Origin of the sequence: Arenibacter sp. F20364 (genome assembly GCF_023015905.1) — a bacterium.
Lineage (GTDB): Bacteria > Bacteroidota > Bacteroidia > Flavobacteriales > Flavobacteriaceae > Arenibacter.
In genome coordinates, this window is the sequence record NZ_JALKBD010000003.1 from 67,159 (window position 1) to 79,677 (window position 12,519).

Sequence of the window (12,519 nt, forward strand, 5' to 3'; positions counted from 1 at the left end):
AGGATTATATCGTTTTAATTTAGCAATTCAATATAGGTATAATAAACGCCATAGGCTTCACTCCCTTCTATAAAATTGGTTTCCAACATTGTTTTCCCGGGATCTAGGTCTAGCACAAAATCTACGCTTTTGTCTTTCGGACCTATTTCCTTTTCATAGGTTTTTCCAAAGAGGGTCATATATTTTATTAAATTAATTTGTTAACCTATACCATTGGCATATGCAACAATGATAATTCCTGCAATCATACAGCCAAGCCCCATATAAAGCATATTTCTGGCCTTGGGCGATGCCATGACCCATTCTTTGGTGACGATACCGCTAACTATTGCAGTGGCCACAGAGGCCGTGTTAAAAATGGCATAACCCACGGTATTTCCTGAGGCTCCCAATTTAAAAGCTGCATAGGCGAAAAGGGCCGAGGCTGCATAGTGGAATACGGCCATTATCAATATAAGCGATAAATTTTTCCCAAAGGCCGGTGTTCTAAAATGGCCCCATGCTTTCTTTGCGCTCAATTGCCATAGGAAATACGCGGTCATTACAATGCCCCCGCTGATAAAAATGGGAAACATAACGGCTACTGCGGTAATCCAATCCGCATTGCCTTGTGCAATGCTGGCCTCATGCAGATAGGGCCTTCCGGCAGCATTGGCATAACTAAAGCCAGTAGCCAATAGCCCTCCGACCACGGCAATCATGATACCAGTAGTCATGGAACCTTTGGTCAAGCTTGCTTCTCCCTTTTCCTGACTAGCTTCGTTCTTTTCACGAAGGAGTCCGGCTTTACCATTTAATATTACCCCCACTAGTACTACTACTATTCCGATCAGAATAAAAGTAAGGACGTTGGCCGGAGGTAATCCGTCCTCAATAAAGGGAAGCAAAGAACCCACCAAGATTATTGTTCCTATAAAAATGGAAAAGCCCAGGGAAAGTCCTATATGGTTTATAGCCTTGCTCCACATCATTACCCCTATACCCCAAAGGAAACTTGTAAGCCCCATTTTAATCCAAATATCGGTAGGCATATTACCAAAAATTTCTCCGAAACCTTGGATCAATGTTATGGATGCTATTATGGGCACTACAAACATAGTAAGCAAAAAGAAAAGGCTCCAAGTATTTTCATATTTGAAGTCTTTAGTAAATTTTTCTGGTAGGGCATAGAGGCCCAACATTAGGCCTGCAAAAATTGCCAATAATACTCCTTCGGTCATAATCTAATTCTTTGGTTGTGGATCTATGGTTTGTATTTCAAAACCAATACTTTCTATTTAAACTTAAATATTGTGGTACTGTTAAATGTTTCATTTCTAGGTAAAACACTTCCTGGGGAATCCTTTATATTGGGTCCATTGGGGTAACGGTGCGTCTCACAACAAAACCCTCTATATTTACCGTATTGAAGACCGTTTTCCCTTCTTAGTTTGTCAGAAGTGTATTTTCCCGTATAGAGCAACATACAGGGTTCTGTGGAAAAGACCTCCAGACTTAGACCACTACCTTGGTCCTTTATATTTGCTACTTCAAGCAGTTCTGAATTAGAGTTGTTAAAAATGTAAAAATGTTCAAAACCGTCTCCTATGGCGTTATGGACATCCCCTATTCTTTTAGCTGATCTTAAGTCATCTTCCTTACCCTGTAACTGCAAGATTTCTCCTGTAGCTGCCCCAGTTTCATCCAGTGCTAATCTTAAGTCCGTATTCACCCTTGCGATGTGGTTTTCTACATTTTCTTGAAAACCGTTCAAATTAAAATAGGTATGATTGGTCATGGATAATGGGGTATCCTGGTCGGTTGTGGCCTTGTAATCAATTCTGATGGAGTTGTCATTGGCCAATCCAAAGGTTACTTCAATTTGGACGTTTCCGGGAAAACCTTCCTCCATATCTTTGGATAACAAGGTCATGGATATTCCTACTACACTCTTTTCAACAAAAGTCCTAGCAGTCCACAATTTTTTATCGAAGCCATTTAGCCCCCCGTGCAGATTATTGTTTCCGGCATTTTTGGCCAAGCTATATTCCTTGCCATCCAAGGAAAATTTGGCATCCTTTATTTGTGAACAATAGCGACCGACCGTACCTCCGAAATATGGAGAGTTGGCTTTGTAGGCTTGGGAAAAATAACCTTCCAGGGTATCAAAACCACAGGCCACTTCACGCAATTTACCATTTACGGGAACCATTATGGAGGTAATAGTGGCCCCATAATCCGTAATCTTTACGACCATGCCGTTGTCATTTTCAAGTGTAAACAAATTTACTGGAGTCCCGTTAAAACTGCCGAAACGAATCTTTGAGGCATTCATAGTTTCCAATATTATTGTTGATAGGGCTGTAATTTTTTCCAATCGAACTCAACCCCAATTCCGGGAGTATCAGGAGCAACGGCGCGATAGTTTTCCACGACCAGAGGTCGAGTAGTGTATTCGTCAATGGGAAAACTGTGTACTTCCAGCCAGCCCGAGTTGGGTTGTGCAGAAACCAAACTTACATGAAGTTCCTGCATCCCGTGTGAGCAAGCAGGAATTTTGTACTTATCCGCCAACCGTGCCGCTTTGAGCCAGCCGGTTACCCCGCCACAATTGGAGGCATCGGGCTGAATAAATGCCAAATCCGATTGCTCCATGGCATATTCAAACTCGTAAATGGTATGTAAATTTTCGCCCATTGCCAAAGGGAATCCGGTACGTTCCACGATTTCGGCATATCCGAAATAATTATCCGGAATAATGGGTTCCTCAAACCAATGAATATTGTATTTTTTGAATCCTTCTATTGCCTTAACGGCCTTTTCTACCGTCATGGAATAGTTGGCGTCTACCATAAAGGTGATGCCGGGACCTATAAACTCCCTTACCGCCCTAATGCGCTCCAAATCTTCTTCAAGGTTTTCCCTGCCTATTTTGATCTTAACAGCGTTAAAACCCCTATCCATATATCCCTGCATATTTTTCAGGAGTTTTTCAATTGGAAACTGCAGATCTATACCCCCGCAATATGCCTTGCAGGTTTTTCCGGCGCCTCCGGCCATTTTCCAAAGCGGTTTCCCTGCCTTTTTGCATTTTATATCCCATAGTGCTATATCAATGGTAGATATGGCAAATGAAGCAATTCCGCCCCTACCCACGTAATGGATATGCCATTCCATAAAATCATATATCCCATCAATATCACTCCCATTCTTACCCAGGATTGCAGGGACCAAATCGTGCTGAACCATAGCTTTGATGGCATGGCCACCCTTTCCACCTGTATAGGTATAACCAGTACCTTGGCTTCCGTCATCCAAGGTAATTGTGGTGGTCACCAATTCGAAGTGTGTATGGTCCCCATGTTTGGCATCGTTCATGACCTCTGGGAGCGGCACCTTGAAAAGTTGGCATTCCAAATTTTTAATTTTTGCTTCCATTACGCTTTATGTCTAATGTAAAATGTCTTTTTTTCCAAATATTGTTCAAAGCCGTACTTGCCATCCTCTCCTCCGGAGCCACTAAGTTTATAACCGTTGTGAAAACCTTGATGCTGTTCCCCATGACCTCTGTTCACATATATTTCTCCGTATTCCAATTCATCATTACACTTCATAATCGTGTTCATATCGTTGGTAAATACCATGGCTGCAAGACCGTAGTCACAATCGTTGGCATACCCTATAACTTCTTCGAAGGTTTTGAATTTTAATACCGGTAAAATGGGCCCAAAAGACTCTTCGTGTACAATGGTCATGTCTTGGGTGACATTGGTAAGGACAGTAGGCTCAAACCAATATCCTTTTTCGAATTGACTCCCTTCCGGGCGATTGCCTCCGGTAGCCAGAGTAGCTCCTTCCTTAAGACTGAGGGCTACTAAATGTTCCATATGCTTAAGCTCGGAGGCATTTACCTTTGGTCCCATATCCGTATCATCAAGCATAGGGTCACCTACTTTTAAAGCCTTGGTCTTGGCTATGAATTTTTCCATGAAAACATCATAAATATCATCATGCACGTACATTCTTTCATTGCAGGTACATACCTGTCCACAGTTATCGAAACGGGAATGTAGGGCAGAGTCCACTGCGGCATCAATGTCCGCATCTGCAAAAACAATAAAGGGCGCCTTACCTCCCAATTCCAATTGTACGTGTGTCAGGTTTTGGGCTGCATTGCGTGCAATCTGTTGACCAACAGGTGTAGAACCGGTCATGGTGACCATTTTGGTGATGGGACTCGCTACCAGTGCATTGCCCATTTCCCTACCGGGACCTGTTAAAATATTGATTACGCCATTGGGTATCCCCACTTTTTGGGCAAGATTTCCCAATTCCAATGTAGCCAATGGAGTTTCTGATGTAGGTTTTATCACTAGGGTATTCCCGGCCACTAAAGCAGGACCCAATTTTCGTCCAGCCAAAGCCAGAGGAAAGTTCCAAGCCGTAATGGCTACCACAACCCCCCGTGGAATTTTCTGTATCCAAATTTGTTCGTTGGGATTATCGGAAGGGATTATATCCCCCTCTATCCGTCTGGCACCCTCGCAGGCGTATTCTATAAAGGAGGCTGTTACGGCAACTTCCATTTTTGCCACTTTAAACAATTTACCCTGTTCCTGTACCAGTAGCTTGGCAAGATAATCTGAATTGGACTTAATTTCTTCGGCCAATTTGTAAAGTAGTTCTGCACGGCTACGAGCAGGAAGCTTTCTCCAGGATTTCTGGGCTTTCTCTGCTGCCTTTAGGGCCATATGTGCCTCTTCAACAGTTCCGTTCTGTACTTTGGCCACCACTTCCTCGGTGGATGGATTTATAACGTCTATGGTTTCTCCCGAAGAAGAGCTCACCCATTTACCATCAATTAAAAGTTGGTATTCTTTAATTTTTGACATCTTTTATGGTTTTATCTGATTTTGTTTTTCTGAATTTGTCCATTCGTTCTGCAGCAAGTCCTTCGTATTTTCTTTCCAATTGCCATAATGGCCTTTCCAAGGTTAATTCCCAATTGAAGAGAATTTTGTACATTTCCTTTACCTTTTCCGGGTAGGTCGAAGCCAAATCATTTACTTCGGAGACATCCTCTATTATGTTGTACAATTCGGCAGGCCTGTCCGGAAAGCGAATAAGTTTCCAATCATTATGTCGGACCGCTCCCCTGGCCTCCTTCTTCCAAAACAAATTGATATGTGGGCGATCTATTCTTTTTCCCTGTAAAAAAGGTAGCAGGTCTACTCCATCCAATCCGGGAATGGCTTTTGGATTTCCGCCGGCTGCAGTAATAAATGTGGGTAGGAGATCCAATGTGCTAATAGGGAAATCATATGAAGCTCCACCTTTGAGACGGGCAGGCCATGACATTAAGAAAGGGACCCTTATTCCACCTTCCAAATGATTGGCCTTGGTACCACTTAAGGGATCATTAACCGATTCGTTGGCATCAGAAGGCCCACCATTGTCATTGGTAAAAACTATGAGGGTGTTGTCTTCCAATCCAAGTTCTTTTAGCTTTTGAAGAACCAATCCACATGCCCTGTCCATTGCCAAGGTCATGCCTGCCAAGGTCTTTCTTTTGCCACTCAAATCACTGAATTGGACCATATCCTGGGGAAGTGCTTCCATAGGGGTATGGACTGCATTAAATGACAAATACACAAAAAACGGACTTTTTCTATTCTTCTCTATAAATGCTGCCGCTTCCTTAGCCAAAACATGGGTTAGGTAACCTTTGTGTTCCAGAAAATTTCCAAATCCTTTTTCCAGCCTATCTTCTTTTTTTTCCAGTTTATTGTCTTCATCATAGGGCATATAACTTCTGACTCCTCCCCTAAAACCATAAAACTCATCAAAACCCCTTTTTGTTGGATGAAAGTGGTCTGCATTACCCATATGCCACTTACCAAAAATGGCCGTTTTATAACCAAGTTCCTTTAAGTAATTGGCCATGGTAAGTTGATCTGTTGGGAGGCCCATATCATCACCCAGCAGCCCGGATTTGCTCATGATCCCAGGCACATTGTTTTCTTCGAAACCAAATTTTTGTTGGTATTTACCTGTCAACAGACCTGCCCTGGAAGGGCCACAGACAGCAGCGGATACATAGGCTTGGGAGCATACAATACTGTTCTTGGCCAATTTATCCAAATGGGGCGTCATAAAGTCTTTGCTGCCCTGAAATCCAAAATCGGCATAGCCGGCATCATCCGACAGTATAAATACGATATTGGGTCTTTGCTGAGCCACCATAACGCTGACAGAACATACCAAGATCGATCCAAGTAGTATAGCTCCGATAAGCCCCTTAAGTTTCAATCTATTTTTTATTTTCAATGGACAAATTATTGTTTATAGATTAGCGTCCCATCCAACCGCCATCTACCAGCATGGTTGTTCCGTTCATATAGGCCGATGCTTCCGAACATAAAAATACGGCAGGCCCTGCAAAATCCTCAGGATCTCCCCATCTTCCGGCTGGAATTCTAGCTAGGATGGAAGCGGAACGATCGGGGTCGTTACGGAGCGCCTCGGTGTTATCTGTACTTATATAACCAGGTGCAATAGCGTTTACATTAATACCTTTGCCCGCCCATTCATTGGCAAAAGCCATAGTCAATTGTCCAATAGCCCCTTTACTGGCTGCATATCCAGGCACCGTTATACCTCCCTGAAAGGTTAATAAGGAAGCTGTAAAGACAATTTTGCCCGAACCACGGGCTACCATTTCCTTTCCAATTTCACGGGTGAGGATAAATTGTGCATTTTGGTTAACCTCTATCACCTTATCCCAATATTCATCCGAATGCTCCACTGCTGGGGCCCGTAAAATGGTACCTGCGTTATTTACAAGAATATCTATAACCGGAAAATCGGACTTTACCTGATTAATAAACGCATAAAGGGATTTTCTATCACCAAAGTCGCAGCTGTATCCCTTAAATTTTCTACCAACAGCATTGACTGCTTTTTGCACTGCGCTACCAGACTCTTCCAGAGTGGCACTTACTCCTATGATATCTGCTCCGGCTTCGGCCAATCCAATAGCCATGGCTTTACCTATTCCTCTTTTACAACCAGTGACCAAGGCCGTCTTTCCCTCTAGACTAAATTTGTTCAATATGCTCATAATAGTTTATGTAGTAGTTAGATTAATTTTTTCGATTATTTATAAAGGCTATTTGGCGTACTCCACGAAGGCTTCGTAACGTTTAATATAATCCCAGCCTTCTTTGTGATCAAAACAAAGTCCCCACTCCAAGGCGGCCACTGGCTTGGCCTCAGTATTCAATGACCTTACCAGTCCTGCTGCATGTGGTGGTTTTGTTCTGCCACCTATGTGCGACTTTATTTCAAAGTTGATTCCGTCAGGAGACCATTGTATGGTATTGTTTTCAGGTCCGTCCGAAGTTAACATGGCAGACATTCCACCTTGATAGGGCCATACACATACTTCATGGCCACTATTGGTAATGGGGTTATAGGGTGATTTTTTATAGGGCCCTTCCGGTTTGTCCGCAATGGCAACTCCCCATTTAATTTCCCTGCCCCCTAGGGTATGTTCCTCCCCCATACGCTCTCCTTTGTAATAGAGATAGAACTTATTTTTATAAAACATTAAGCATGGATCATGGACCTTTTGGCTATCAAAATCACCTTTTTCCTCAACCTTGAACCTACTGTCCTCCTCTCCAAGCCATTTACCATTATCTGCGGGGGCCAATATAGGGGCGTCCAATTTTTTCCAAGGTCCTAAGGGAGAATCGGCGATGGCCATGCCCACTTTGTTTTTTACCCGGTTGACATAGGGGGCCTTCACCACCTGATATACTAGATAATACTTACCGTCGTGGGCCAGTATTTCCGGTGTAAAAACAGACCGGTCGTCGTAGGAGCCTGCAGGACCCCTGCCCACGGACAAGCCCTCATCCTTCCAAGTAATTCCGTCTGTTGAACTGGCGCACCATACCTCGGACAGATCCCAAGGGAAGACTTTTTTGGTAGGGTCTCCTGTATGGAAACCATGACTTTTTTCTGGGCTCTTGGTGTAATAGGTATAATAAATTCCGTTCACTAAAATAACGGCACTTGGGTCCCTTCTTACTACCCCTTTCTCGAATTCAAATACGCCTTTTAAATCTTGCTGCCTGAATTTCGTCCACCATTGAGCTCCTTCGGCATAGCCCATTTCGATGGCTCTTTTGGAGGCCGAACTAAGGCTGTCCTTATTGGATATCCCTAAAATCTTAACCAGGTCTTCATTTGAAGGGGAACGTTCTATGACATCCTCATCTATAACTTGTTTTTTGGATTCTGGAGCACAACTCATGCACAACAAGATAATCATCAGTGAGTAAAAAGAAATTCTATTCATTTTTAATGGAATTCAGGAACTGCTTTCAGTTCTTATTTTTTGTAATTTGACCAATGTTGGATTCTTAGCCTTGACAATCCATCAGCACTTTCATTCCATCTGGATTTTCATCAATGCTTTTAAATACATTTTGAATATTGGTCAAGGGTTGTATATCGGTAATCATTTTTGAAAATGGCAATTCATTTGCTGTCACGAGTGCTATTGCTTTATCATAATCTTCTTTTTCATAAACTCTTGCCCCTATCAATTTTAATTCCTTCCAAAAGAATTTAAAAAGGTCTATTTCCTTTTTCTGACCATGAATAGCTACCATAACAATCCTGCCCCTGATCCCTGCAACTTCGGTCATAACATCCAGTGCGGCCTGTACTCCTGCGACTTCAAATACAACATCGGCACGACGGTCTTCGGTCTGCTCTTTGACATATTCCACCAGATCCAACTTTGTGGGGTTTACCGCGTTTAAGCCAAGTTCTTTGGCTTTTGCTATTCGATTTTCATTTACTTCGGAAACTATGACCTGTGCACCCGATTCCTTGGCCACCATGGCCACCAAAAGACCTATGGGACCTCCACCCAGTACTACTGCGGTTTCCCCTGGCTTTAGTCCGCTCATCCTTACATCGTGTACCGCTACAGATAATGGCTCTACCAAGGCGGCCAATTTTAGATCGGTTTCGGCTTTTAATTTGTGTAAGGTAAAGGCCGGTACATTCCAATATTGCTGCATGGATCCAGGGCTATCGATACCAATGAATTTGAGGTTTTCACAAATGTGGTTGAATCCCTTATCACTTGGTTTTACTCCCCTATCGTCCAAAGGACGTACAACTACTTTATCGCCGACAGAATAGCCACTGACATCTTCCCCTACGGCATCGATGGTACCGGACATTTCATGACCAATGGTCAAAGGCATTTTTACCCGTTTGTCCATCATACCGTGATATATGTGTACATCTGTTCCGCACACCCCTGAATAGGCTACTTTTATTCGTACTTCTCCCTTTAGAGGCTGTTCTATTTCCTTTTCTATTACAGAGAAGGTCTTATTACCTTCATAAATTGTTGCTTTCATTTTTGTTGTTTTCTATTTTTATTTCGTTTCCCCTTTGGCCGTATGCATTGTTTTCCTTTCCGAGGAAAAACGCATAATACTCTGATAGTCCCCATTGTTATAGATATGGGATAAACCCCATCTAAGAATTTCCGTTGGCTCCTTTTCATTATCGGCAGTACGGTTTAAACCTATGGCATGGGGCGCCCCCTGAATAGAGGACATTATATTAAAATTGATTCCGTCCGGAGCCCATTGTATTGTGTTTTTTTCAGGACCATCGGTGGTAATCAAAGCAGCTATTCCCCCGTTGTAAGGCCAAACACAGATTTCATGTCCACTATTGCTGACGGGATTATAGGGCGACTTCACATAAGGGCCTTTTGGATTGTCGGCAATAGCAACACCATGGCGAATCTGTCTTCCCCCAAAGGTGATTTCCTCGCCCATTTGTTCTCCCTTATAATAGAGATAGAATTTCCCTTTGTAAGGAATAATACAGGGGTCGTGTACCTTGTGACTATCAAAATCCCCTTTCTTTTCAACCATAAACCGGTTTTGCTCCTCTCCTTTCCAAATACCATTATCGGCTGGACTTAGAATGGGTTCCTTACTCTTGGTCCATGGCCCATTGGGGGAATTGGACCATGCCAGACCCACTTGGTTCTTTACCCGAACGTTATAGGGAGATTTTACGGTCTGATAACACAAATAATAAATGTCTTCGTGCTTCATTATTTCAACGGTAAATACAGAACGATCGTCATACTCTCCCTTTTCCCCTCGCGCTACTGCTAGGCCTTCTTCTTTCCATGTCCATCCATCTTCCGAGGTGGCATACCAGATGTCGCAACGATCCCAAGGAAATACCTTGTCATTTTCTATATCCCCTGCAAAACCTTGGGTAGGCCCTGTACTTTTGGAATACCAAACATAGTATTTGCCATTTTCTTTGATCATGGCACTGGGATCGCGCCTTACCACTCCTTCTTCATAGGCCAGATCACCTTTTAAAGGCTTAAGACCGCTAAACTCTATGAACCATTCGTTACCCAGATCCGTTGGCCATTGAAGTGCTCTTTTGGAGGCAGCACTTATATGGTTCCTGTCCGTGATTCCAAGTTTGTCAAGTTGTTCATCACTAATTTCTATTGTAGATTCCGTATGGTCTTTTTCGATTTTATTATCAGGTGAATTGTTTTGAGTATTGCAGGCCCAAAATAGGACCAAAACAAATAAAAGAAGGGGATATTTACGTCTTTTCATGGCTGATTATTAGTCTTTTGTTAAATTTAGATTTTCCTGATCAATTGTGTTATTGAAAATATTAAGTACACAACTCAACACAATGTTTATTTTTATCGCTAAAATTATGCAGATAATACAAAAAACGGGTGTTTTTCAACTAGACAAAAACTGTACAGTCTCCTTTTTACAAGCCTGTGGGGCATGCAGAATAAATAATGCTTATAAATCGGCTATAAAGTCTTCCAAATTGTCACTTCTGCTCAAACCCATTTTTTTGCGCAACCTGTAGCGTGTAGTGTGTACGGATTCTACGGAAATGCCAAGTAGCCGGGCCATGTCCTTGCTGGAGAAATTAAGTTTGATCAAGGCGCAGATCCTATGATCACTTTGGGTCAGTTGAGGAAATTTTTCCGTTAGGCTCTGATAAAAACGTTCGTTCACATCGGTAAACCGCATTTTAAATTCCTGCCAATTTTGGACGCTACTAACGGAAATGGATTTAACAAATCTTTGAAGTTCTTTTTCATCAACCTTGCCTTGGTTTCCTTTGATTTTTTCTTTCAGTTCACCAAAAAGCTCATCTTTTTCTACCAATTGTAAGGCGGAAGTCGCCAATTCCTTGTTCTTCAATTCCAGTAGTTCTTTTGCTTTCTTTATTTCCAATTCTTTATTTCGGCGAATTATTTGCTTTTCGGCCTTGTGCTTGGATCGGAGGGATTGTACGTAAATGAATCCTACAATGATCAAAAATACCAAACTGCCCAAAAGTATGGTTCGCTGCAAAAATGATATTTTATCAGCTTGTTCCAATTGTTCCAAACGTTGTTCCTGAATGATCTTTTGTTGGCGTTCCTGCTCTATACGAAACTGATCCTTAATTTCGAGCAGTGGCCTATTATTTTCACTCCGACTATCGAAAAATTGGGCGTCAAGTGCTTTGGCCATGTTTAGGTTTTCATAGGCCTTCCTGTAGTTTCCCATATCCAAATACAAACAAGAGAGTCGCTCATAGATCAGTGGTGAAAAATCGATGTGACTATTGTATTTGGAAGATGTTTCCAATGCCTGTATATATTTCTGCTCCCCCTCCTTACTTCTTCCAAGCGCAGAAAGAATGTCGCCCCAATAGGTATAGACCAGTACTAGATAAGAGGGTCTATTTTCTTCAAACCATGGTTCTATATCCCGCATTATCTGCAGAGCTTCCATGTTTTTATCTTCTTTGGAAAGAATGAATGCTTTTTCGAAATTCAAATATTTAGTATTCACTGGGTCTGAAATGCCCTCCTTAATAATGATATTGCAACTGTCCAAATATACCTTCCCCATTTTTGGGTCGTTCAATTCCCTATATGTTGCACAGATCATATAGTAGTCTTCGACCAAATCAGATTTTTCCAGAAGACCTTTTGAAACGAGGCCCTTTTTTATTTCTAAGGAGGTATTTAGGTAGTCGAAGGCCTCCTCCTTTCTTTTAAAAAAGCTGGATAGTCGGCCTAAATGACTATAAATGGTAGCCCTTAAAACATCATTTCCTATATCATCGGCCAAGAAAAGGGCATGCCATAATACATCGTAAGATTTGGCATAGTTTACCTGTTGGCCATAAATAAAGGGCATTTCTAAAAGTGCGTTGACGGCAAGTAAGGTATCGGCATCGGCTATAGCTTTGTCGTATACCTTTTCCAATAAAGTTGTGGCACCATCGGGATCATTATATCTGATTTCCTTAGCCTTGGCCAAGATGTTGTTTTGATCATTCGTTAAGGAATCAACCCTTTCCCTTTGGGCAAATGTCCGGAACGAAAGAACAAAGACAAAGATTATTGACCACCATGTATATGTGAGTGTTTTTCTTTTTAACATT

The 12,519-nt window shown here is 42.2% G+C and carries 11 protein-coding genes; all 11 read right to left on the reverse strand.

What is annotated here, in order from left to right; translation table 11 throughout:
* Positions 1–14: 14 nt before the first annotated feature.
* The 11 genes from MWU84_RS03075 to MWU84_RS03125 all read right to left on the reverse strand — a co-directional run bounded on the left by MWU84_RS03075 (position 15) and on the right by MWU84_RS03125 (position 12,518).
* Positions 15–179 carry a hypothetical protein gene (locus MWU84_RS03075; RefSeq protein WP_246898115.1) on the reverse strand — a complete coding sequence of 55 codons (165 nt, stop codon included), beginning with the start codon at positions 177–179 and terminating at the stop codon, positions 15–17.
* A 21-nt stretch (positions 180–200) separates the two neighbouring features.
* The gene (locus MWU84_RS03080) at positions 201–1,220 is read right to left on the reverse strand and encodes an L-rhamnose/proton symporter RhaT (RefSeq protein WP_246898117.1); all 1,020 of its coding nucleotides are present in this window, start codon (positions 1,218–1,220) and stop codon (positions 201–203) included.
* A 53-nt stretch (positions 1,221–1,273) separates the two neighbouring features.
* Positions 1,274–2,314: an aldose epimerase family protein gene (locus MWU84_RS03085; RefSeq protein ID WP_246898119.1), complete on the reverse strand. Its 1,041-nt coding sequence runs from the start codon at positions 2,312–2,314 to the stop codon at positions 1,274–1,276.
* Positions 2,315–2,325: 11 nt separating this feature from the next.
* Positions 2,326–3,417, reverse strand: coding sequence for a mandelate racemase/muconate lactonizing enzyme family protein (locus tag MWU84_RS03090; RefSeq protein WP_246898121.1), 1,092 nt, complete (start codon positions 3,415–3,417; stop codon positions 2,326–2,328).
* Complete coding sequence (gene aldA / locus MWU84_RS03095; RefSeq protein ID WP_281502497.1) at positions 3,417–4,871, reverse strand: aldehyde dehydrogenase; 1,455 nt, start codon at positions 4,869–4,871, stop codon at positions 3,417–3,419. The genes MWU84_RS03090 and aldA overlap by 1 nt, the downstream gene beginning before the upstream one ends.
* Positions 4,858–6,306 carry a sulfatase-like hydrolase/transferase gene (locus MWU84_RS03100; protein ID WP_348647837.1) on the reverse strand — a complete coding sequence of 483 codons (1,449 nt, stop codon included), beginning with the start codon at positions 6,304–6,306 and terminating at the stop codon, positions 4,858–4,860. The genes aldA and MWU84_RS03100 overlap by 14 nt, the downstream gene beginning before the upstream one ends.
* A 22-nt stretch (positions 6,307–6,328) precedes the next feature.
* Positions 6,329–7,093 (reverse strand): SDR family oxidoreductase, encoded by a 765-nt coding sequence (locus MWU84_RS03105; RefSeq protein ID WP_246898487.1) that lies wholly within the window; start codon positions 7,091–7,093, stop codon positions 6,329–6,331.
* Positions 7,094–7,147: 54 nt separating this feature from the next.
* A complete protein-coding gene (locus MWU84_RS03110; protein WP_246898124.1) occupies positions 7,148–8,344 on the reverse strand; it encodes a family 43 glycosylhydrolase in 1,197 nt (398 codons plus the stop codon).
* 64 nt (positions 8,345–8,408) lie between these two features.
* On the reverse strand, positions 8,409–9,425 hold the full coding sequence (locus MWU84_RS03115; protein ID WP_246898126.1) for an alcohol dehydrogenase catalytic domain-containing protein: 1,017 nt from the start codon (positions 9,423–9,425) through the stop codon (positions 8,409–8,411).
* Between the two features lie 18 nt (positions 9,426–9,443).
* The gene (locus MWU84_RS03120; protein ID WP_246898129.1) at positions 9,444–10,670 is read right to left on the reverse strand and encodes a family 43 glycosylhydrolase; all 1,227 of its coding nucleotides are present in this window, start codon (positions 10,668–10,670) and stop codon (positions 9,444–9,446) included.
* A gap of 201 nt (positions 10,671–10,871) precedes the next feature.
* Entirely contained in the window at positions 10,872–12,518 is a 1,647-nt protein-coding gene (locus tag MWU84_RS03125; protein ID WP_246898133.1) for a hypothetical protein, read from the reverse strand.
* Position 12,519 lies beyond the last annotated feature (1 nt).